This is a genomic window from Streptomyces sp. NBC_01591, from assembly GCF_035918155.1.
Taxonomy (GTDB): Bacteria; Actinomycetota; Actinomycetes; order Streptomycetales; family Streptomycetaceae; genus Streptomyces.
The window spans coordinates 164,057-185,288 of sequence record NZ_CP109328.1; the positions used below are offsets into that span (position 1 = coordinate 164,057).

Below are 21,232 nucleotides of genomic sequence, written 5' to 3' on the forward strand. Positions count from 1 at the left end.
CTTTTCATCGCCAAGAAAAAAACCTTCAAGTCGGTATGGAGACAGACATGAACTACTCGGACACTCTCACCTCCCAGCTGGCCGTCGTCACCGGCGCTTCGTCAGGGATCGGCGCCGAGTTCGCCCGACAGCTGGCCGCCCGCGGTGTGGACCTGGTCCTCGTCGCCCGTTCGAAAGACAAGCTGGAGGAGCTCGCCTCGACCCTGCGGACCAAGCACGGCGTGACCGTCAGACCCATCGCCCTCGACCTCTCCCTGCCCGACTCCTCCGAGACCCTCGCGCGCACGCTCGACAAGCAGGGCGTCGTGGTGGACATCCTCATCAACAACGCCGGCTTCGCTTCCCACGGCGACCTCGCCGAGGCCGACCCCGGCCACATGGCGTCCCAGGTGCAGCTCAACGTCGGCACGCTCGTCGGCAACACCACCCGGCTCCTGCCCGGCATGGTCGAGCGCGGGCGCGGCACCGTCATCAACGTCGCCAGCACGGCCGGATTCCAGGCGGTGCCGCACATGGCGGTGTACTCCGCGACGAAGGCATTCGTCCTGTCCTTCACGCGTTCCCTCTGGGGCGAGACCCGCGGCACCGGTGTGACCGTCCTCGGGATCTGCCCGGGCGCCACCGACACCCCGTTCTTCGACGTGGCCGGTGACAACGCGTCGGTCGGCAGCCGGCGCACACCGCAGCAGGTCGTCGCCACAGCACTCGCGGCGCTCGGCGGACGCAAGGCGACCGTCGTCGACGGCGCCGGCAATGCCCTGGTGTCACGCGTCGTCAGCCGCCTGGTACCCGAGCGCCCCCTGATCCGCATCGCCGAACGCAGCGTACGCCCCAGCGCGTGAAAGGCCCGCTGGCGAACCGTGAACGCAACGTCGTCGTCCAGGGCGAAGACCTCGGACGGTGGGTGAGTGCGCAGCGGGGCGTTGTCACGTTGGTGCGGTGTTGATCGATTGAGGGCGCGTCAGGGTGTGTAGGGGTCGGGTGGGGGCCTGGCTTACGCTGCGATGGGCTGGTCGGTGGCGCCGGTGATCTCGTCCCAGATGGTGAAGCGGGTGGTCATCTCGGTGCGGTATTGGGTGGCGGTCATCAGGTGGCGGCGTGGTCGGAAGTGCGGTGAGATGCCGCTGAACGCGGACAGGAACCGCTGGGCCCCGCCGGTACTGCGGAAGCCCTTCATCGCGCGTTCGTGCTGCCTCGTCGGCTGATGGCTGTTCTCGGCCCGGTTGTTCAGACCCTTGTGGGCGCGGTGTTCTACGGAGGGCATGACCTCGCGGTGGGCCGCGCCGTAGGAGCGGAGCTTGTCGGTGACGATCACCCTCGGCACCGAGCAGGTCTTCTTGAGCAGTTTGTGGAAGAACCGCCTGGCCGCAGCCTTGTCCCTTCGGCCCTGGACCAAAATGTCGAGCACGTTGCCATCGGCGTCGACGGCCCGCCACAGGTACTTCAGCTCACCGTTGATCCTGAGGAAGACCTCGTCCAGGTGCCACTTGTCACCCGGCTGCACACGCCGGCGGCCCAGGCCGTTGGCGTAGGCCTGCCCGAACTTCGTACACCAGCGGCGGACCGTCTCGTGGGAGACGATCACGCCGCGCTCGAGCATCAGCTCCTCGACCTCGCGGAACGACAGCGGGAAACGGAAGTACAGCCACACGCAGTGCGCAATGATCTCCACCGGTTACCGGTGCCCCTTGTACGACGGCGGCGCGCTGTCCACGGACGCCCCCTCCCAGCACGACCAACCAGAAGATCATCCCAGGCCGGTCAGTCAACGTGACAGTGCCCGGGCGAGGGCTTCACGGTGGGTGATCACGACGACAGCGCGCTCGGTTGTCAGTCGGCCACGGTGTGCAACGCCTCAGATGCGGTCTCCTGGTCGTCGTGCTCGTAGTTGGCGAGGGCCAGACCGATAGCGAAGAAGGTCGGCGCCCACTCGCCGACGAAGATGCCCCAGTGATCTGCACGCCCCGTCCGGCACTCCGCTTTCAACGACCCGGCCCACGAGGCAACGGCCAGACCGACGGAAAGGAAGCCGGCGCAGTACGCGTGCTCGGACTTCAGGCCCTTCTCGTGCAGCACTTTGATGATCATGGCTCTCCCGAGAGTCAGATGGCCCCCATCCACCGTCGCGCAGGAAACCGTCCGCTGCACCTGGGGCAGGCGGTCACTGAAAACCGGGCCCGAATCCCAAGACACCCAAGGACATCGGCGCCTGGCTCGACTCGTGGCCGATCCCGTTTCCCTCGCCCGAAACAGCAGCCGGTGAGGGCGAGTGGGGCGGTCTCCTTCGCTCGGCGAACCTGAGGCGCGTGTCGTGATGTGCCACCACCACACGTGGACGGCTCCGTGGTGGCCGAGCAGGTCGATCGCGCACCAAGTAGTCTCCAAGCAGCTGTACTTGTACCTGTACCGAACACCGCCGTGGCGGCTGCAAGTACCGCGGAACGTCTTCGAGGAGCTGTAGGCCCCGTCCTTGCATTGGGCGGTGACACCCGCCGGGGTGCGCGCTGCCGGCCTTGCACACGCCGGTGGCGCGGGGCGCGCACGCGGCCGTCGCCTCGGCCTGAACAGCCGGGACCAGGAGCGCGGCGGCGACGGCGAACGCGGTGCCCCCCACGCCCTGACGACGCGGAGCAATCTCGCTTTCTGGCGGGGGGTGCCTCTATGTTCTTCGTCAACCCCAAGGTGCCGGTTCTGGGGTGGTTTGCCGGGGTGGGGTTCATGCGGTTGCTGGGGTGTTGGTTCGGGGTTCGCGGGGCTCGTAGAAGGTGCCGTCTCGGAGCATGGCGAACAGGACGCTGATGCGTTGGCGTGCGAGGCGGAGGAGGGCCTGTGTGTGGGTCTTGCCGCGGGCGCGTTGTTTGTCGTAGTAGGTGCGGGAGACGGGATCGGCGTTCATGCAGGCGAAGGCGGAGAGGAACATGGCGCGTTTGAGCTGCCGGTTTCCTCCTCGGGGTGCGTGTTCGCCGTGGATCGATATGCCTGACTGCTTGGTGGTGGGGGCGAGGCCGGCGTAGGAGGCGAGGTGGGCGGCGGTGGGGAAGCCGGTGCCGTCGCCGACGGTGGTCAGCAGGACTGCGGCGGTCCTGACGCCGACTCCGGGCATCGAGGTCAGGACCGGGGAAAGAGACATCCGATGCAGTTGATCTGTCAAGCGGCGATGGTGAGTTGTGGGGTTGACGGTGCGGGGAACGCGGCGAGCTCGTCATAGCGGGTTCGCTTGGTAAGGCAGTGGTGGAGGCAGCCGAGCATGCGGTTGAAGAGGTTGCGCTGAGCGGCGGTGTGACGGTCTCCATCGGCTCGCCGCCGGTCGTAGTGGGCCCGGGCTCCGGGTGAAGCGGTCAGGCTGGCGAAGGCCCAGACATAGCCGACCGAGGCCAGACGCTGGTTCTTGACCCGTCGGGCCATGACCGCGAGGCTCCTGCCGGACGCCCGGGTGACCGGTGCGGCTCCGGCGAAGGCCTTGAGCCCTCTAGCGTCGGTGAAGCGGGATCGGTCGTCACCGATCTCGGCGAGCACCCGGGCGCCGGTGAGAGCCCCGAGCCCTGGAAAGCTGGTGATGACCTCGGCGTCCGGGTGCGTGTCAAAAGACTCCACCGTCGCTTCGGCGAGGTCGTCGACACTGGTGCAGGCGGCATCAAGTTGTCTGAGCAGGGCGATGGCCTGGCGGCCCATGGCCTGCTCGACCTGCGGAGGCTGGCGCATCTGCGGGATGCGCAGTGCGTCTCGGAGCCGTTCGGCTTCCGCCTCGATGCCGCGTTGGCGGCCGGCCCTTTTCAGGAGCGAGCGCAGCTGGACGCGGGTGAGCCTGGCCGCCTGTTCGGGTGTGGGGGCCGCGGCCAGGAGGACGCGGGCGACGTTGCTGCTGATTCCTTCGCGGTTGTGCTGGAAGGTCGCGAGGAAGCCGGGGAAGCATTCGCGCAGGTGGGAGCGGAGTTTGTTGCCCGCTTGGGTGCGGTCCCAGACCGCGTCCTGCTGAGCGCGGGCCAGGACGGCTATAGCGCGGGCGAGTTCGCTGTCGTCGGGCAGCGGCCGGTGGGCGGCCTTGTCCGTGCGCAAGATGTTCGCGAGCACCATGGCGTCGAGGTGGTCGGACTTCTTGCGGGTGACCGTATGCCGGTCGCGGTAGCGTGCGGCGGCCATCGGGTTGATCGCGTAGACGGGCCGGCCGGTGGCTCGCAGGCAGGCCACAAGGAGGCCGCGGGAGGTCTCGATCGCGACAGGAATCAGGGTGTTCGCGCTGTCGCCGTGAGCGGTGAGGAGACTGAGGAGCTGGTGCAGGCCCTCGAGGTCGTCGTTGATTCGGGCCCTGGATAACAAGGTGCCCTCGTGGTCGATCAGAGCGACATCGTGGTGGTCGCTGGCCCAGTCGATTCCGCAGGTGACGGTCATCGTGGCGTGTTCGTCCTCTCGGTCTGGGGTGTCCTGCTGGTCGCAGCCGTGCGGGGGCACGCGTCTCCCTAATGGAAGGGCTCGATGGCCCTGCATCCGATTAGCCGTTCGTGACCCCAGCGACTCACAGGGCCCTCGGTCTGCTCCAGAGCTCGGCGGCTCCAGGCGTGGTGAGAGGTGACCCCTGTGGGCGGCTCGGACCACAAACTTCAACGATCCGATCATCGGACTGGATGCGGTGGGGTACGGACTCGTGACGCTGGACGGCACCGGAGGCCGACTCTTGACCAAGGGATCCAAGTCCCTGGGGGTGTGCGCGGCTTCTCCGGCACCGACCACCGTCACGAGGGTGATGCGGGGCCCGCAGTCTCTTTCAAGGCGTCGACGGGCCGGGGTGGGCCTGGCGGTGCCCCGCATCACTGCCCATTAGGGTGGGCCTCCAGCAGGGTGTTGATCTGGGCTTCCAGGGCCCGGCGTTGTTCGTGGACGGCGGCGAGCGAGCGGGCCAGGGAGGGCAGGACGATGTCGAGGGTGCCGGTCCCCGGGACCACGACGGTCTGCTCGTCCAGGGCGTCGAAGACGTCGTCGATCAGCCGTCCTGCCATGCGCGGGGCCTTGGGGCGGACGAGCTCGACGAGGCGGCGGCGTCCGGCTTTGCGTAGGGCGGCCGGCGAGCCGTGGCGTTCCAGCAGCCAGGTGACGGCCTGGTGGTCGAGACGGGGGCCGAGGACACGTTCCAGCGAGGGGTGGAACTGGGTGAGCAGGCCGCGTATCCGGTTGCTGGTGCGGGTGGCCTCGGCCGCGAGGTCCTGGTCGAAGCCGGCGAGGACGGTCAGCTCGGCGGTGATCTCGTCGGTGAGTTCCAGGGTTCGCAGGGTGTGCGGCATGGTGCGGGCCGCGTCCGCGATGACGGCGGCGTCGCGGGCGTCCGTTTTGGCCTCGCCGGGGTAGAGGTCGGCGATCCGGCGCATGGCCAGGCCGGGCAGGTAGGCGACCTTGCAGCCCGTGTCCCGGGCGACGGCCAGGGGCAGGGCTCCGATGGAGGCGGGCTGGTCCACGATCACCAGGACGGTGCCGAACTTGGCGGCCAGTTTGTCGAAGACGGCCCGCAGTTTCGGCTCGCTGTTGGGCAGGGGCTTGTCGAAGACCTTCTTGCCTGCCGGGGTGAGCCCGTGGCCGTGATGGGCCGTCTTGCCGACGTCCAGGCCGAGGAACACGCCCACGTCTTCGGTTTCGAACATTGTTCCCTTCCAGGGGAGTTGAACGTGCCGGCCTCGGCGTCGGTGTCGTACGCGCGCATCCACGTTATGCAGACCTGCCGCCCGCGAGCTGTCCGGCATTGCGCCGGACCGGGCGGTGGCCGGACCTCTCATCAGCGTCTCCGACGGCACCTCCCGGGCCCGGTGACACCACCCCCCCCAGGTCATCCGTTCGACAGGGGGACACAGTCATGCCGGGCCCGGAGGCCAGCGGCCCTCTTGCAGGACCGCGAAAAACATAACGGGGGGAGGCAGGGGATGGAGAGTGGATCACCCGGCAGACTCGCCTGCGTGCGGGCTCAGGACTCCCGCGCCGACCAGGACAAAAAGCAAAATGCCCAGAATGATCCGGTAGATGACGAACGGCATGAAGCTCTTGGTCGTGATGAACTTCATGAACAGGGTGCTCGACGGCTTGTTCATTGCCCCCGCCCAGCCCGCCCAGCCCGCCGCCCAGAAGGCCAGGCGCGAGGCCCGCCAAGAGCCGAACGCATCGGGTACCTGATCTCATGGGCGCCACATGGTGATCCCGCCGCTCAGAAGCTGTTGTCTTTTCGATCTTGAGCGGTGGCGGTCGAACGTGGATTCCCGGTTGGGTGATCCTGCCGTGGCCAGGGCATGAAGACGGGACCTCCTGAACAGCTCGTGGGTGTCGAATCCATAGAGCAACAGGAGGCCCCGATGCCGCAGTCTTCCGTGCCGACGGCCGGGCAGTCCAACTCGGCTGCTCCATCGTGTGATTGCCTCGCGCACGTGTACGGCAACGCGGCCGACCGGCCCGCGCGGCAGCGCCGGTACCCGACGGACATGACGGACGGGGAGTGGGCTGAGGTCCGGCCGCTGCTGCCGGTGCCGGGCTGGATGCGCGGGCGGGGCGGCCGGCCGGAAGGGTACTGCCACCGCGCGCTGCTGGACGCGGTCCGGTATCTCGTGGACAACGGGATCAAGTGGCGGGCGATGCCCGCCGACTTCCCGCCGTGGGACCGGGTGTATGCCTTCTTCCGCCGCTGGCGCGACCACGTGCTGGTCAAGGAGTTCCACGACCGGCTGCGTGCCAGGGTCCGCGAGAGGCTGGGCCGCGATGCGGAGCCGAGTGCGGGTGTGATCGACTCGCAGTCCGTCAAGGCGGACGCCGTCGTCGGCGTGGACAGCCGCGGCTTTGACGGCGGCAAGCTGGTCAACGGGCGCAAGCGGCACGTCGTGGTCGACACCCTCGGCCTGCTGCTGGGCGTGATGGTCACCGCCGCGGACACCGGCGACCGCGCTGCCGCCCACGTCCTGCTGAGGCAAGTGGCCGACTCGCACCACCGCCTCGCCCGCGTCTGGGCCGACGGCGGCTACACCGGCAGCCTCGTCGAGCACTGCCTGGCCACGCTCGCCCTGGTCCTGGCGATCGTCAAACGCAGCGACGACATGCGCGGCTTCGTGGTGCTGCCCAAGCGGTGGATCGTCGAACGGTTCTTCGCGCATCTGATGCGCACCCGCCGCCTGGCCCGCGACTTCGAGCGCCGCACCACCAGCGCCGAGGCGATGATCTACTGGTCGATGACCCTGCTCATGACCCGCCGCCTGGCCCGGCCACACCCGCAGCGAGCGTGAACCGGCCCGGCTGCCGCTCGGCCAGTCAGCCGCGCGCGACCAGACGTTTCGCCTTCGACCGCAGCGCCTCCACCTTGGCCGGCACCGGGTCCACGCCGAACACCGCGGCCATCTCCTGGCAGGTCAGCGGCCCTTGACCGAGCCGGGCCCGGTCCGCGAGAGCCTGCAGAATGCGCTGGTAGTCCACCGACAGCGCCGCCGAGGAAAGACCGTCACGCCACACCGGCACCTGCGACTTCGGCTTCGCCGCCTCCCCAGACACTGACCGCGCCTCCGCGTCCCGCGGATCCTCGGGGACCTCCGTTTCGGCGGTGCCGCCGACCGGAGCCAGCACCGCATCGACCCGCCTGCGAGCGATCGCCCACTCCTGCCATTCCAGCTCGGCCGCAGCCAGCTCGGCCTGGATGCGGTCGGCCTCCGCCCGCAGCCCGTCGACTCGACGCCGAGCAGCGAGTTCGTGTTGTTCCAGCAGTCCAACAACCGACGGCATCCGCGACCTCCCGGGGAACGACGACCCGACAGGCCACCACTCCCACGAACCCACCACTCCTATCCCCGACCAGCGGAAACACGTCCATCACGTCCGGAAAGACAACAGCTTCTGACGTGCGAACCGTCGATCGCAGCGTCATCCATCTCCAGCAGACCTTCTCTGCGTAGTTCTGCAAGCAGGACCTCATGCAGGCGGGGCCATACGCCAGCCTCGGTCCAGTCCCGCAGGCGCCGCCAGGCCGTCACCCCACTGCAGCCGACCAGCTCTGCAGGTACATCCCGCCAGCTCACACTCTTGCGCAGCACGTAAACGATGCCCCGCAGGGCAGCACGGTCATCGGCGGGCAACCGCCCGGGATACCGCTGCCGACGAGGCGGACGAACCGGCAGCAGCGGGGCTATGCGCTCCCACAAGTCATCAGGCACAAGATCAGCAGACACCCGGCAGATCCTGCCGACGCAACACCTAAGTGCCAAGCCAACACACCGATCTCATTCTGAAACGATCAGTAAGGACGTGCGCTCAGCCGTCTACGGGGATCGGTCGGTCCGGTGGGCCGTCGGTCAGCAAGGACGCCAACAGTTTCGGCAGCCCAGCCGGCCGCAATACATCCGAGGTCGCGGCCAGTTCCGCTACGGTCCACCAGCGGTGCCCAGTGATCGCGGCCTTCTCGATCTCCTCGAAAGCCGAGGTATCGACCTGGAACGCAGGCACCCGGGCCATGTAGTAGCGCTGGCGAACCTCATAAGCGACGCTGCCCCGGACCGCTGTCCACGGACGCCCTCGCCAAATCTCCGGACCCAGCGAGAGGTTCGTCAGCCCGGTTTCCTCCTGCAACTCCCGCAGGGCTGCCTGCTCGTGGCTTTCGCCTGGCTTGAGCCCGCCTCCAGGGGTGAACCACCGGACGGAACCGTCCCCCTTGTTCAGGGCGGAGAACAGCAGTAGCCGACTGACGTCGTCCAGCAACACCACGCGCGCGCTCGGGCGCGGCACCAGGCTCCCCTCCGGTTTCATCACCTCGTCAGATTAGAGCCGCTGTCCCTGGGCGACCAACGGAGTTGGTCACCGGGCTGAGCTTTCACGCAATTCCGGTCAGAGCCGGATTCAGGTTCACAGGTTCAGTCGAGCAGGTCGTACTCTCCGGGCGTCCAGTCGGCAAAGAGAGTGAGCGCCTTCTCCTTCTCTGCCCGTTCGGGCGTGGTGCCAGTGGCCGGCCACCAGTTCTCCACGTGGTCGGCGTCGACGAGGACGGATTCGCGGTACCCGCCGAAGTCGCCGGGGTCTTCAGCGACACCAATGTGAATGGGGGTGTCGTCGGGCAGGTCCTTGAGTGCTGCGCGGAGCTGCGCGGCGTTCCATACCTGCGGCGCGTGGTCAAAGACGTCGGTCATGCGCACAGAGTGCCGAACCAGGCGGCGTTGCTGGTGGAGACACGGCTGTACCCCGGGCCAGAGCGCTGATCCGGGGTACAGGGGACTGGGGTGAAAAGCTGATCACCGGTGGTGAAGCAGGCCCAGCCGGTGGATACCGTACCGGGCGGCCTCGAGGTCGGTCCGCTTCGGGGAGGGTCCAGCCTCTCGGGCCAACGGTGTCGACTCTCGCCTATTCGGGGCAGGCGATATCCGTCACCAAGGCCACGTCTCCTCGCCGTGGTCCTGGTCGTACCACCGCTGCACCTGCACTGACTGCAGCCGCCACACCTGCGCCAGTGTTCCCCAGCCGCAGGTCCTACGCGTCGACTGCGGCCGGGTCGAGGGAGTCGACATCCTCCATGAAGCTCAGCATCCGGGCGTTGACCACGTCGGGATGGTCGATCTGCGGTCCGTGGCCCGTCGCGGCGATGATCTCGGCACGGGCCCCGGGGATCAGGCGCGGCACCCGCTCCAACTGCCGTTGCGGGTGTACCAGAAGGCTGCGCTTGCCCATGATGACGTAGAGCGGGGTCCGGATGGAGCGCAGTGCATCCTCGGCCAGCGGCAGCGGTGCGGGGCGGCGGATCCTGAAGGCCCGGGCGCCCACCTGGACCCACTTTCGCAACTCGGGAACGGCGATGACCGGCTGCTCCAGCCAGGAGGCGAGGCGGGGGCGCAGCGCCTTGGGGGCGAAGCTGGCGAAGAGGCTCACGAAGACCCAGGCGAAGAAGCGCAGGCCTACCTTCTCCAGGCCGCCGGGGTCGAGGGCGGTGACCGAGGCGAGCCGTCCGGGTCGGCGGTGCGCCTGGTTGAGCACCAGCCAGCCGCCATATGAGGAGCCGACGAGGTGGACCCGGTCCAGGCCGAGCGCGTCGAGGGCCTCGTCCATCCACTGGGCGGCACGCTCGGGCTGCCACATGGGCTCCCGGTGCACGCTGCGCCCGGCGTCACCTGGGGTGTCGAGCGCGTAGACGGGCCGTTCGCCGCTGAGCGCGGGGGTGTTGGGGTACCACATCGCCGAGCAGTAGCCCGCGCCGTGGATCAGGACGACCGGCGTGCGGGATTCGGCGGCGGGGTCCGAGGGGCCGTACCGGTAGACGTGCGTGGTGCCGAAGCTCGTCTCGACGTCCGTCTCGGAACGAACGGGTGCGCCCATCGCGTAGAGGACGTCGCTGGCGGCGAAGTAGCGGTCGCGCAGGGTGTCGTTGACGTAGCGGCCGACGTCGCGGCGCACACGGGTCGTGTTCTCGGGCACGGGGCACCTCCGGGAAGATCCGTTCTTCGTAATACGACCGTACCATGATGGTGGTACGGCGGTACCATGAAGGGGTCCGGAGAGAGCGGACGGCGAACCCCACCACCGACGGGCGGAGACACCGGCACATGCCAAAGCGTGTGGATCACGAGGAGCGGCGCACCCAGATCGCCGATGCGTTCATCCGGGTCGCGGGGCGGCGAGGACTGCACGCCGTCGGCATGCGCGACGTGGCCGCGGAGGCCGGAGTGTCACTCCGGCTCGTGCAGTACTACTTCGAGACCAAGGAGAAGCTGCTTTTCTACGGGGTCCAGCACCTGACCGATCGCTTCACCGCACGGGTGGGCACCCGCCTGGCTGCCGCCGGCCCGGACCCGGGCCCCCGCGCGACTATCGAGGCGATCCTCGTGGCGTCCCTCCCCACCGACGAGGAGAGCCGCACCTTCCACCTCCTCTACAGCTCCTACTCGATCCTGTCCGTGACCAATGAGGCGCTGGCTGCTCAGCCCTTCCTCGACAACCCCGACGCCGCGGAAAACGCCCTGACAGGCTTGCTCGAACAGACCCAGGCATCAGGCCTGGCCGGTCCCGACATCGACGCACGCACGGAGGCGATCAGTCTGCTTGCGATGGCGGCGACCATGGGCACCAGCATCCTCGTGGGCCAGCGGAGTCCGGAGTCGGCCATCGAGGTACTCCATCATCACCTGGACCGGATCTTCGTGACCGTCGAGACGTCGGTGGCTGGGGAGAATCCAATCTGACGTGCCGTTGCGGCAGTTGTGGCACGCGGATAGTGCGCGACTCTGAAGGATTCAGGCAACACATCCGGCGCCGCTGCAAACGCCCCGCTCGGCGACGCTAACGCCTCGACCCACAGGTTTTGACGATTGCTGTGGTCAGGGCTATGCCGAGGGTGGGTTGATGGCCGAGGTCGATGAGCAGCAGCTGTTCACCGAGGCGTGCCTGCACGGGCTGAGGGCCAGGCTGTGTGACGACGTCGACTCGCTGGACGGCTACCTGCCGCCGCAGGTCGCGGGGCTGGCGCGGAAGGTCGCCGAGATCCTGGAGGAGCCGCAACTGGCCACCCCATGGCAGCGGGCGTCGGCGAGCTGGTTTCAAGAATCGGCCCTGCCCCGAGGTCTGCTGGGCGGGGGTGGACGACCTGGTCCGCTGAAGCCGGTCGTCCACCTTCAGGAATCCACACTGGTCAGCCAACCGAACAGCCCTGGACGAGAACCGGTCCTCACGGCCGCCGCGGCCGGAGCAGCCGCGGACCGATGTCGTCCTCCTGGTGCTCAACGCTGTGCGTCTGACCCGAATCCTGACCCGCGCACCCGGACCGGCGCTGCCGTCGTAGTTGTCGTACTCGGGGTCGTCGTAGCCGGGTCCGATGATTGACATAGGGGGTCTCTTTCCTGGTCTCGCTCAGTCCAGGTCGGCGCTGGCCAGGGTGACCGCGAGCGCGATGTGGGGCACAGCGCTCAGGCACAGCTCCGCCGCCGTGCACGGATTGGACGCGATGCGCGCCTCCTGCAGCGCCAGCAGACCGGTCAGCACCGCGGAGTCGGCCGCCTCGTCGAGGACCTCGCCGGCGGTGAGTTCGCCGCCGGCCACCAGCTCGCGCAGCCAGGCCGCCGCCTCCTGCGCCGGTGCCGGTCGCCTACGTCCTGGTACCGCCCGCGGCGACAGCAAAAGCCCTGGCCACGGAGTTCGCCCGCTACCTCGGCATCCCCGTCACCGCCCGCATGACCCAGGCCCAGATCACCGACGCCGTCTGCCACACCTACAACCATGCGGGCGTGCGTCTGGTACTCATCGACGAGATCCACCGGCTCAACCCCCGCACCACCACCGGCGCGGAAACCACCGACCTGCTCAAAGACCTCACCGAACGCATCGGGGCGACGTTCGTGTACGCGGGCATCGACGTCACCACCACCGCGTTGTTCAGCGGTGTGCGCGGGGCCCAGCTTGCCGGGCGGGCTTCCCTCGTGGAATGCGGGGCGTTCCCGGCACGGCTCGGCACACGCGAACCCTTCAGAGAACTGATCGCGGGCGTAGAAGCCGCACTCGATCTCCGCGCGCACCGGGCCGGGACACTCCCCCGCCACACCGCCTACCTCCACCAAAGGACCGCAGGCAGGATCGGGAGCCTGACCCGGCTGATCCGCCAAGCCGCGATCACGAGCATCCTCGACGGCACCGAACGCATCACCAAGGCGTCCCTGGACCAGGTCCGCCTGGACCACCTCGCCGAAACCCACCGCCGCCCCGCCCCGAACGGGTCCCGCGCACCCCGCCGGTAGCCCCTCTCATTTTCTGCCCAGCGGTCGACGCAGAAGGCTGTGACCAGGGAAAACACACTTGGTCCTTTAGGAGTTGACGCTATCTGAGGAACGCCAAGGTGATCTCAACGAAGAAGAGACATCCCCAGACCAGCAGGCCTACGCCCCCGCGAACCCGCGCTCACACGGTCTCAACCAATCCCGGATATCCCCAGCACACACCCCTCCCCGTACCTCAACTACACCCCACGAAACGACACCGAGCATGGTGTCGTCGGCGTAACGCGAATATCGCAGTCGCCGGTAGCCAGGCAGGGCGATTGCAAAGCCCCGGGGATCTTGTGAGTGCGCAGGTCACAGTAGCGAGACGACGATGGATGGATGCGCAACCACACGCAACGAAGCTTCTCCGTTGCGGAGGTGACCTTCCCAAGTCCCCTTCGCGCAACGGAGTCATCCCCGGCCCTTCCAGTGCCCGCCCCGTACCGAACTGCGGATCGTCCTGCCCGAGCTCTTCCGGCACCTCCCGACCTGAAGATTGCCGTGCCCCGGAGGGAGATCGACTTCAGGCAGGGCTCCATCGTCTACGGCGTCGAGTAAATACCCGTCATCTGGTGACGGGCCCCACACAGAGAAACAGGGAAGAACCATGATGCGTGTTGAGGTCGACGTTCCCAGGTGTGTTGCCTCGGGCCAGTGCGTGATGCTCGCCCCGACGTCTTCGACCAGCGGGACGAGGACGGCATGGTCGAACTCCTCGATGACACTCCGCCCTCCGAACTCCACGACGCCGTACGCGAGTCGGCCACGATATGCCCCGCGACAGCGATCCGGCTCGGGGAGTCGTCGTGACCGCCGCACCGATCGAGTCGTGTGTGCGGTTCAGCGTCCGCGCCGCCTCATATAGAGATCGAAGGCCCGGTAAACCATCGGTCGCAGCGGCAGGTCCCACTCGCCGATGTACCGCATCGCCTGGCCGCCGGTGCCGACTTTGAACTGGACAAGGCCGACGTGCGGGTCGTCGGCGTCGAGGGTGGGGGTGATGCCACGCAGATCGTAGACGTCGCAGCCGGCCGCGAGCGAGTCGCGGATCATCGCCCACTGGCAGGCGTTGGAGCCGCGCACCTCGCGCTTCGCGGTGGAGGAGGCGCCATAGGCGTACACGGCGTGGGTGCCGACGCGGACCAGGAGAGTAGCGGCGGCCAAGTCGCCCTGATGGCGGGCCAGGTAGAGCTTGATCCGCTCGGGGTCCTCGGCACTCAGCGCCGCGAACATGGTCTCGAAGTAGCGCAGCGGCCGGGGTGTGAAGTGGTCGCGCTCGGCGGTGTGGACGTAGAGGTCGTGAAACGCCTTGAGGTCCTCCGGGCCCCTGTCGCTGACCGTGACCTCGACGCCCTCCTTAGCCGCCTTCTTGATGTTGCGACGCCACTGCTGGTTCATGCCCCTGAGCAGCTCGTCCTCGGTCCTGCCTACCATCGGGATCTCGTACTTGAACTGTGGATGCCCGACCCCGAACCCGTCCTCCGGGCTCTGCGGCAGCCAGCCGGCGTCCCGGAACCAGCTGGCCACGCGGGCACCGACCGGGTCGGCCCAGTGGCCGGAGATGTCGGTGAGCCGTTTGCTGCCCGGGTCGGCGATGCCCTCCTTGACCTGGGCGGCGCTCCAGGTGTGTGTGCACACCGGCGGGCCGAGCCGGATCGCGAACGCGCCGTGGGCCTTGAGATGGATCGCCAGCGGATCGAGCCAAGCACCGATCTCGCCGCTCCAGTCGATGACCGGGCCCTCGGGTAGATACGCCAGCGTGAAGCGGTCGAGCCGCGGCACCGGGCGGTGCAGTACGAGCCCAGCACCAACCAGGCGCCGCCCCTCGAACCAGCCGAGGGACTCGCTGCGCCACTCGGTCTTGACGCGGCCCCACGCCGGGGTCTGCAGAAAGCTGACCGACCGCTGGGCCCGCACGAACGCCATATGCTCGGCGGCGCTGATCGGCCTGACGACCGGATTCCGGGCTGCAGGTCGCATTGGTTCGCTGGAGGGGTTGAAGGACATGCCACCAGTCAATGTAGCAGGGTGTTGCCCGGGCGTATGCGATTCTCGATACGCCGACGATATGTCACCACCCGGCGGCTCACTATCTGGTTCTGGCCGCCACCAGCCGGTGGCTGCCGGGATGTCCTCGACCCGACCATGGGTCTGGACCTCCGGCGGGTACTTGCACATCAGTGCATGTCGGTTGTCGTCAGGGGGCGTGGTGCCGGCGCCGGAGTGGGCGCTTCGCTGCCGAGTGCATCTCCAGGTGTTTCGGGAGCGCCCGGCGGTACAGCGGCAGGGCCGCGGTGCTCGTGATGACGGCGACCATGACGAGAACGGAGAACACCGGCTTGGTGATCAGGCCCTGCGCCAAGCCGATGTTGATGAAGATGATGATCATCATGCCGCGGGCGTTCATCAGTCCTCCCACAGCGAATGCCTCGCGCCAACTGAAGCGGAGTGTCTTCATAGCCAGGGTGCTGCCGAAGTATTTGCCCGCGAGTCCCGCCAGGAGCGCGGCGACGCCGAACAGCAGGGTGTCGGCCGAAATGCTCCGCAGGTCGGTGGTGAGGCCGGACAGGGCGAAGAAGACGGGCAGCAGTAGCGTGGAGACGGTATCCATCATCCGGCTGTGCAGCGCTTGGCGGAACTGCGGGTCACGGGGCATGGCCAGGCCGGCGATGAAGCCGCCGAAGACCGAGTAGATCCCGATCAGGTCGGTGAGGTATCCGCAGACGATCGGGACGATGACGACGACGTACATCACGCCGGGGCTCAGCGTGCCCTGTCGGCCGACGTGCCGCGCCAGCGGCCGCAGCAGCCGGGACACTCCGAGCAGCATCACGGCGGTGAACAGGATGCTGTAGCCGATCATGGGCAGAGCGTCGGCGGCCCCGGAACCGGTGTGCACGGCCGTCAGCGTGGCCAGGAAGCACCAGGCCGCCGCGTCGTCGATCGAGGCGGCGACCAGGGACAGCCGCCCCAGGCGGGAGTTCTGCGGTGAGGGTTCCGGCCTGCACGTGAAAACTCACGTCGCGCAGGACATCCGGCGTCGCTTTCCCGTGCTCGCGATCGGTCCGCAGATGCTCCAGAGACGCCAGTGAGACCTCCTCCGCGGTGGGATAGCGGAAGAGCGAGGCCATCAGCGTCATCATCACGAAGGCCATCCGGCCCCAGACGGCAAGGTTCACGCCGATCTCGCGGATCCTATTGGCACGATCCGCGTATTCGGCCATCTCCTCGTCCGGACGGCCGAAGAGCTTGGAGAGCATCGCCCCCTGTACGTTGAACCGCTCCTGCAGCCGTCCGCCGAGGCCGGCGTTCTCGTCCATCTGCCGTTGGGTGCGCCGCTGTATCACCCGCCCCACGTGAACCCAGGGCACGATGAATATCGGAACCAGCGCCAGCGTGATGACGCCGACAAGCCACGACAGGTAGAACAGCTCGGCCAGCACCACCACGACCATGACCGCACTGGTGGCCGCCATCAGCAAGCCGCTGAACTGCTGCTGTGCCATGATCAGTTCGGTGTGCAGCCGGCCGACCAGCACCCCCGTCTGGGTGCGGGTGAAGAACGCGAGCGGCAGCCGCCGGACGTGGTCGAGCGCCTGAACCCGGAGGTCGTAGCTGACCACCTGCCCGATCCGCCCGGAGATATAGGCGGACACCAGCGACAACCCCGCGCCCAGCACGGCAAGGCCGACGGCCAGGCAGGCCGTCAAGATCACGACCCCGCGATCGTTCTTGACGATGCCGTTGTCGACGAGCTCCCTCAGCAGCAAGGGAGTTGCGGCGACGGTCAGCGCCTCCATCGTGGCGACTACGACGAAGAGCGCCACCATGCGGATGTGCGGGCGGAAGTAGGCGAGCACTCGGCGCACCGTCCCCGGGTGGATCGTGGTCCGCCAGGGATCGGGATCGTCATCGCTCTTCCTCACCCCCTGGTAGCGCAACACCATTTCCACGCAGGTGCCCCTCTCACACGGCTCACGAAGTCAGCGAATCTCAATCGTGCTGAACCAAGTCGATGTCCACGAGTGAGTCCAACTGAAGACTTCGGGCACTTGGACGCATCTGTCGGTGTCCGTGCCGCACGGCTGCCGCGGCGCGGGGGACCACCGCGATCACCCTCTCGCCCCGGGGCTCGTCGGCTTGCCGCCGTGACGTGATCCCGCTTTTGCCGACGGTGAGCCTCTTCGAGGTGGCCGCGTCAAGTGACGGTCTGCGAGCCGCCACGAGCGAGGCCCCGGGGCTGTTGATCGAGATGTCTGATGTCTCCATCATGCTGCCCGGGGGGCCTCGTTGGTCATCTGTCCTGCCGTACTCGACCCTCTGCCGGGCGGCGCCCTCGCCGAGTGCGACCGGGTCGCAGTCTCACGCGCGGACTGCTCCCCCACGCGCCGCCGGCACGGGGTGCAGGTGCGGGCAGTCACCGGGCGGCCGGCTTTCACCTTCATGCCGGGCAGCCCGGAACAAGCCCTGGTCCTGATCCCGAGGGTCATGCAGCCCACCACCGAAGTGGTCGGCCCCGACTGCAGTGAGGCACCGCCGCGAACAGGGCCCCGGTGATCGCCGTACCGCAGGGGTCGGACCGGTCCGGCAACGCGGACCGGCCGGTGGAGCTGGGTGTGGAGAAGGCTGTGTACGGGGGCGTCCCGACCCCCGTGGTACATCTCAGCGACCGTCGTGGGGTATTCCGCCCGCACGCTGTCGGGCCGGGCTCACGACCTGACCGCGCCCGCACTCACCGGATCATCCGCATCTGTGAGGGCCAGGCCGTTTCCGTCCTGGCCGATCCCGCCGACCCAGGGCGCCGGCCCCTGGCTGAGCGCGGGCGTCACCGGGGCCCCCGGCGGGCCCGGGCACCGGTCGAGCGCGGCGCCGCCCGCCTGACGTCCTGGCGGGTCGTCCGCAGATACCGTGGCAGTCCCACCGCAGGACGTCAATCGTCGAAGCGGTCTCCAGCCCGCAGCGGCAGCGCCGAAGAAGCTCAACTGGAGCTCTTTCAGGCCGACCACGGCTCGGGGGACGGGCCGTGAGGGACCACACTCCTCCCGCGCCCGCCCGGGCCGGGCTGATGCCGGCTCAGCAGACCCTCAATCGTGCGCTCGCAGCGGCGCGCGGTGCCGGTTCGCCTGGCCTCACGGTGTCACACTGACCAGGATTCCTCGTCCTGCGTGGAAGCGCTCGAATACGCGCATGGGCAGCGATGCGGAGTCCGCATTGTGGGAGTAGCCCGACGGATTATGGAACCGCACCGTCCCGCCATGGACCTCATGAACCAGCACAAGATGCCCTCCCCGCCGCGGTTTATAGGTGCTTGGGTCGCGAATCTCAGGAGACACTGAAGCGATCAGGGCTTGCCCGGGGCGCACCGCTCGGGCGGATGCTTGAATCGGTGTGTTCTCGACCAGTTGGCATTTGAATCCGAAGTGTGAGCTGACCCAAGCCATGAATGGCCGGTATATCAGTCCTTGGACCTTGCCCTGGGGTTCCACCACGTAGCAACCCCAGTCGAGGGCCAGCGCAAGGAGTTCACGCATCAGCAGTCGGGTGTCCGTCCAGCCGTGGAGCAGGGACTGCAGACATGCCAAGCCGCAGACTTTGCGGGACCAGAACAGGTACTCCTCGCGCGAGTGGTACCCGTCGGAGGTCCAGTCGTGCAGTTGCGATGGATCGGTGCGCCTCAGGAAGACGTCGATCCTGGATGGGGCGGCACGCCGCATGACGACCTCGTCGTTCCGGTCCAGGCTTCCCCACTGTGAGACGTAAGGGAGGCTTCCATCAGGTGATGGGAAAGTCGAAATAGACATCTGAGTAAGGCTCGCTTTCCAGCGTGTAGTGCCACCACTCGCAGGCGTAGCGAGCAAATCCGCAGTCCTCCATTACGGAGCAAAGGTGCTCGCGGTTTTCCGCTTCGATGGGTCTTATTCCTGCTGCTCCATGATGTGAGATCGAGTCCATGAGGTCGTGTTCACCACCCATGCAAGCATTTTCTCCGGTGGCAAGGGTGTAGAGCGTCAAGTCGACGGAACTGCCGCGGCTGTGGCCTGACTTGGCAGCCACGTATCCCTTGTCGAAAAGCTCGGACCTGTCGATATTGGGGTAGTGCCGCTGCTTTGTCCGGCCGTCCTCCGACTGTTCGGACCAGCGCATGAAGCAGTCGACGGCGCGTTGCGGACGGTATCCGTCCCAGACAAGCAAGCCGAAGCCGCGGGACGCGGCTTTTTCCTGCGCTCGCCCCAGGGCTGCGCACAAGGCTCTGGTGCCGACTATCCGATTCACCAGGTATCCGTCTACCGGCTTTCCGGTGAAGTTGTCCCCGGTGGCGTACTTGGCATCCCAACGGATGCCGGGCACCAGCTCGTCCAGGTACCCGAAGTCGCCGTTCATCGCTTTTTCCGGTGCAGTGTCATTGACACGAGCCGGTCGATGACGTCGGAAAGCGGCATTCCTGCGGCGCCCATCATCCGTGGATAGCGGCTGTAGGAGGTCATGCCGGGAAAGGTGTTGACTTCGTTGAGTACCACCTGGCCGTCGTCCTGGAGGAACACGTCCACGCGGGCAAGCCCCTGGCAGCCCAGTGTGCGGTAGATGGTCTTGGCGCTCTCTTGGACGAGCCGACGCGATTCTTCGGAGATGTCGGCGGGAACGATGAACGTCGAGTTCTCCGAACCACTCTCGGGTGACTCCTCCTGGTGGATCCTGAAGAATCCGTGGGAGAGGGCTACGCGGTCCACCTCGCCCGCGATCGGGGTGGATGGGTCCCCCAGGATCGCGCAGCCGACCTCACTCCCGGCCACGGCCTCTTCGATCAGGACCTTCGAGTCGTACTGCCGTGCGGCCTCCAGCGCACTCGGCAAGTCCTCTGCTCCGGCGACTTTGCTGACGCCGAAGGATGAGCCCGAACGGGCTGGCTTCACGAAGACGGGATAAGGAAGCTGTTCGGCGTCGACCTTCTCGTCTCCCGCGACCACCCGGAAATTTGGCGTGGCGATGCCCGCGCTCTTGGCGACGGCGTAGGTCAGGGATTTGTCCATGCAGATGGCAGAGCTCTGGATATCGCAGCCGGCATAGGGGACGCCAGAGAGCTCCAACAGGCCCTGGATCGCCCCGTCTTCGCCGAGTGTGCCGTGCAGGACGGGCAGCACGAGGTCCAGACGGATCACTTCGAATCGGTCCTGTTCCAGGACGAGCAGTCCGTGGACGCTTCGGTCGGGTGACAGCATGACCGGCCGAGCGTCGGTGTTCTCCCAGTCTGTGCCAGGGGAGTCACAGAGCTGCCAGGCACCGGACTGCGTGATGCCGATCCAGTACGGCTCGTATTTACCGGTGTCGAGGTTCTTTGCGACCTCTTGGGCGGACTTGACGGAGACGGGGTGTTCTTCGGAAGAGCCCCCGAAGATGACGCCGATCTTCAACCTGTCCATGTTTTCCCGCTTTCAAAGTTGAGGCAGTTGATGAGGCTGTTTCTGATGGTGTCGCTCAGCGCGTGGTCGGTGTAATAGGCCGTGTGCGGGCTGATGAGCACATTCGGCAGATCCTGTAGTCGCAACAGCTGGCGGTTCTCTATGGGCTTGTTCCGGCAGTCGGTGTAGAAGATTCCTTCTTCGCCGTCGAGGACGTCCAGCGCCGCGCCGCCCAATCTGCCGCTCTCCAATGCCGATAGAAGGGCTTCGGTATCGATGAGTGGCCCGCGTCCGGTGTTGACGATGAACGCGCCGTGTTTCATCTGGTCGATACGTCGGCGATCGACGAGATGGCGGGTTTCTGCGGTGAGCGGGGTGTGGAGCGTGACAATGTCGCTGTGCTGAAGCAGCTCGTCGATCGGCGTGTAATCGGCGGGGGTCTTGGGGCGATTGCCGTAGGCCAGCACGCGGCAGCCGAAGCCTCGCAATCGGTCGATGACTGCTGTGCCGATACGCCCCGTGCCGACCACTCCGACAGTCAGGTCGCGCAGCTCTTTGCCGCGTATCTCACTCAGCCGGTAGTCATGAGCATCGGTGCGGCGGACGGTGGCCTTCGCGTGGCGCACGGCCATCAGCATCAGCATGAGCGTGTAGTCGGCAACGCTGTCGGGAGAATACGCCACGTTTCCGACGGAGATACCGACGCTGTCCGCGTAGCTCACGTCGATGTGGTTGCATCCGACGCTTCGTGTGGAGAGATACTCCACACCGGCGCGGCTCAGTGCGCTGAGTGTGGCACGGGTGACGTGCGTCTTGTGGCCGATGCTGATGTATCGGTTCCCGACTGCCAGGTCGATATTGGCTTCAGATACCGCTTCCTTTGTGATGGTTGGCGCCATGCCAAAGCGAGGCGCCATTTCTCGGAATAGAAGGGCCTCGTCCTGCTCGCACCCATAGACTGTGATTCCCGTTGCCGAGACAGCCCGTGAGGGCGACGCTGGCGCTCGGGTGCGGCACGCCGCTGCTCGTGTTGGTCCGCTGGAACTCATGCCTTCCAGTCAAGAGAGCGTGGTGTTGCCAGCGCGTATGCATTTTTTG

At 67.1% G+C, this 21,232-nt stretch carries 18 protein-coding genes and 10 pseudogenes; 8 read left to right on the top strand and 20 right to left on the bottom strand.

Annotation, left to right across the window (positions count from 1 at the left end; translation table 11 throughout):
* The first annotated feature begins 47 nt into the window (after positions 1 to 47).
* The gene (locus tag OG978_RS41610) at positions 48 to 842 is read left to right on the top strand and encodes an SDR family NAD(P)-dependent oxidoreductase (protein WP_326763350.1); all 795 of its coding nucleotides are present in this window, start codon (positions 48 to 50) and stop codon (positions 840 to 842) included.
* Positions 843 to 994: 152 nt separating this feature from the next.
* Here OG978_RS41610 and OG978_RS41615 read toward each other — a convergent pair whose 3' ends face one another.
* From OG978_RS41615 to OG978_RS41640, 7 genes and pseudogenes are all read right to left on the bottom strand, one after another.
* On the bottom strand, positions 995 to 1,672 hold the full coding sequence (locus OG978_RS41615; RefSeq protein WP_326763351.1) for an IS6 family transposase: 678 nt from the start codon (positions 1,670 to 1,672) through the stop codon (positions 995 to 997).
* A 158-nt stretch (positions 1,673 to 1,830) separates the two neighbouring features.
* Positions 1,831 to 2,088 carry a hypothetical protein gene (locus OG978_RS41620; protein ID WP_326769884.1) on the bottom strand — a complete coding sequence of 86 codons (258 nt, stop codon included), beginning with the start codon at positions 2,086 to 2,088 and terminating at the stop codon, positions 1,831 to 1,833.
* Positions 2,089 to 2,421: 333 nt separating this feature from the next.
* A pseudogene (locus tag OG978_RS48595) lies at positions 2,422 to 2,634 on the bottom strand (DUF3761 domain-containing protein); the annotation flags it as partial.
* Positions 2,635 to 2,716: 82 nt separating this feature from the next.
* Positions 2,717 to 3,124 (bottom strand): annotated as a pseudogene (locus OG978_RS41625) (transposase); the annotation flags it as partial.
* A gap of 23 nt (positions 3,125 to 3,147) precedes the next feature.
* Entirely contained in the window at positions 3,148 to 4,389 is a 1,242-nt protein-coding gene (locus tag OG978_RS41630; protein WP_326769885.1) for an IS110 family transposase, read from the bottom strand.
* 428 nt (positions 4,390 to 4,817) lie between these two features.
* Positions 4,818 to 5,630: pseudogene (locus OG978_RS41635) on the bottom strand (IS110 family transposase); the annotation flags it as partial.
* A 288-nt stretch (positions 5,631 to 5,918) separates the two neighbouring features.
* Positions 5,919 to 6,047, bottom strand: a pseudogene (locus OG978_RS41640) (undecaprenyl-diphosphatase); the annotation flags it as partial.
* Here OG978_RS41640 and OG978_RS41645 point away from each other — a divergent pair.
* Together OG978_RS41645 and OG978_RS41650 are read left to right on the top strand one after the other, a co-directional pair.
* On the top strand, positions 6,004 to 6,153 hold the full coding sequence (locus tag OG978_RS41645; protein WP_326770308.1) for a hypothetical protein: 150 nt from the start codon (positions 6,004 to 6,006) through the stop codon (positions 6,151 to 6,153). The pseudogene OG978_RS41640 and the gene OG978_RS41645 overlap by 44 nt on opposite strands.
* A 176-nt stretch (positions 6,154 to 6,329) precedes the next feature.
* Positions 6,330 to 7,247 carry an IS5 family transposase gene (locus OG978_RS41650; RefSeq protein ID WP_326763352.1) on the top strand — a complete coding sequence of 306 codons (918 nt, stop codon included), beginning with the start codon at positions 6,330 to 6,332 and terminating at the stop codon, positions 7,245 to 7,247.
* On the opposite strand, the pseudogene OG978_RS41655 reads toward OG978_RS41650, so the two are convergent.
* The 5 genes and pseudogenes from OG978_RS41655 to OG978_RS41675 form a co-directional block, all read right to left on the bottom strand.
* Positions 7,204 to 7,737, bottom strand: a pseudogene (locus OG978_RS41655) (hypothetical protein). The gene OG978_RS41650 and the pseudogene OG978_RS41655 overlap by 44 nt on opposite strands.
* Positions 7,738 to 7,799: 62 nt before the next feature.
* A pseudogene (locus OG978_RS41660) lies at positions 7,800 to 8,180 on the bottom strand (transposase); the annotation flags it as partial.
* 82 nt (positions 8,181 to 8,262) lie between these two features.
* A complete protein-coding gene (locus OG978_RS41665) occupies positions 8,263 to 8,754 on the bottom strand; it encodes an NUDIX hydrolase (RefSeq protein WP_326769886.1) in 492 nt (163 codons plus the stop codon).
* A gap of 104 nt (positions 8,755 to 8,858) precedes the next feature.
* Positions 8,859 to 9,131 (bottom strand): DUF6225 family protein, encoded by a 273-nt coding sequence (locus OG978_RS41670; RefSeq protein WP_326763353.1) that lies wholly within the window; start codon positions 9,129 to 9,131, stop codon positions 8,859 to 8,861.
* A gap of 337 nt (positions 9,132 to 9,468) precedes the next feature.
* Positions 9,469 to 10,407 (bottom strand): alpha/beta fold hydrolase, encoded by a 939-nt coding sequence (locus OG978_RS41675; protein ID WP_326763354.1) that lies wholly within the window; start codon positions 10,405 to 10,407, stop codon positions 9,469 to 9,471.
* 128 nt (positions 10,408 to 10,535) lie between these two features.
* Here OG978_RS41675 and OG978_RS41680 point away from each other — a divergent pair, with 128 nt between their 5' ends.
* Complete coding sequence (locus OG978_RS41680; protein ID WP_326763355.1) at positions 10,536 to 11,171, top strand: TetR/AcrR family transcriptional regulator; 636 nt, start codon at positions 10,536 to 10,538, stop codon at positions 11,169 to 11,171.
* A 160-nt stretch (positions 11,172 to 11,331) separates the two neighbouring features.
* Positions 11,332 to 11,808 carry a hypothetical protein gene (locus tag OG978_RS41685; protein ID WP_326763356.1) on the top strand — a complete coding sequence of 159 codons (477 nt, stop codon included), beginning with the start codon at positions 11,332 to 11,334 and terminating at the stop codon, positions 11,806 to 11,808.
* A 27-nt stretch (positions 11,809 to 11,835) separates the two neighbouring features.
* On the opposite strand, the gene OG978_RS41690 is transcribed toward OG978_RS41685, so the two are convergent.
* Positions 11,836 to 12,024 (bottom strand): hypothetical protein, encoded by a 189-nt coding sequence (locus OG978_RS41690; RefSeq protein WP_326763357.1) that lies wholly within the window; start codon positions 12,022 to 12,024, stop codon positions 11,836 to 11,838.
* 32 nt (positions 12,025 to 12,056) lie between these two features.
* On the opposite strand from OG978_RS41690, the pseudogene OG978_RS41695 reads away from it, so the two are divergent.
* Both OG978_RS41695 and OG978_RS41700 read left to right on the top strand, forming a co-directional pair.
* A pseudogene (locus OG978_RS41695) lies at positions 12,057 to 12,716 on the top strand (TniB family NTP-binding protein); the annotation flags it as partial.
* Between the two features lie 631 nt (positions 12,717 to 13,347).
* Positions 13,348 to 13,547 (top strand): annotated as a pseudogene (locus OG978_RS41700) (ferredoxin).
* Positions 13,548 to 13,577: 30 nt separating this feature from the next.
* Here the strand turns inward: OG978_RS41700 and OG978_RS41705 are convergent.
* The 3 genes and pseudogenes from OG978_RS41705 to OG978_RS41715 all read right to left on the bottom strand — a co-directional run.
* The gene (locus OG978_RS41705; protein WP_442817634.1) at positions 13,578 to 14,717 is read right to left on the bottom strand and encodes a lipid II:glycine glycyltransferase FemX; all 1,140 of its coding nucleotides are present in this window, start codon (positions 14,715 to 14,717) and stop codon (positions 13,578 to 13,580) included.
* A gap of 217 nt (positions 14,718 to 14,934) precedes the next feature.
* Positions 14,935 to 15,711, bottom strand: a complete 777-nt coding sequence (locus OG978_RS41710; protein ID WP_326769887.1) for a cation:proton antiporter — start codon at positions 15,709 to 15,711, stop codon at positions 14,935 to 14,937.
* Positions 15,712 to 15,868: 157 nt separating this feature from the next.
* Positions 15,869 to 16,684 (bottom strand): annotated as a pseudogene (locus OG978_RS41715) (ABC transporter transmembrane domain-containing protein); the annotation flags it as partial.
* Between the two features lie 748 nt (positions 16,685 to 17,432).
* Here OG978_RS41715 and OG978_RS41725 point away from each other — a divergent pair.
* A pseudogene (locus OG978_RS41725) lies at positions 17,433 to 17,706 on the top strand (IS5/IS1182 family transposase); the annotation flags it as partial.
* 160 nt (positions 17,707 to 17,866) lie between these two features.
* Here OG978_RS41725 and OG978_RS41730 read toward each other — a convergent pair.
* From OG978_RS41730 to vanH, 4 genes are read right to left on the bottom strand one after another with little or no spacing between them, the layout of a single operon-like run.
* A complete protein-coding gene (locus tag OG978_RS41730) occupies positions 17,867 to 18,538 on the bottom strand; it encodes a hypothetical protein (RefSeq protein ID WP_326763359.1) in 672 nt (223 codons plus the stop codon).
* Positions 18,510 to 19,118: a D-Ala-D-Ala dipeptidase VanX gene (gene vanX / locus OG978_RS41735; protein WP_326763360.1), complete on the bottom strand. Its 609-nt coding sequence runs from the start codon at positions 19,116 to 19,118 to the stop codon at positions 18,510 to 18,512. The genes OG978_RS41730 and vanX overlap by 29 nt, the downstream gene beginning before the upstream one ends.
* Positions 19,115 to 20,155 carry a D-alanine--(R)-lactate ligase gene (vanA, locus tag OG978_RS41740; protein WP_326763361.1) on the bottom strand — a complete coding sequence of 347 codons (1,041 nt, stop codon included), beginning with the start codon at positions 20,153 to 20,155 and terminating at the stop codon, positions 19,115 to 19,117. Before vanA ends, vanX begins: the two co-directional genes overlap by 4 nt.
* Complete coding sequence (vanH, locus tag OG978_RS41745; RefSeq protein WP_326763362.1) at positions 20,143 to 21,183, bottom strand: D-lactate dehydrogenase VanH; 1,041 nt, start codon at positions 21,181 to 21,183, stop codon at positions 20,143 to 20,145. Before vanH ends, vanA begins: the two co-directional genes overlap by 13 nt.
* Between the last annotated feature and the right edge of the window lie 49 nt (positions 21,184 to 21,232).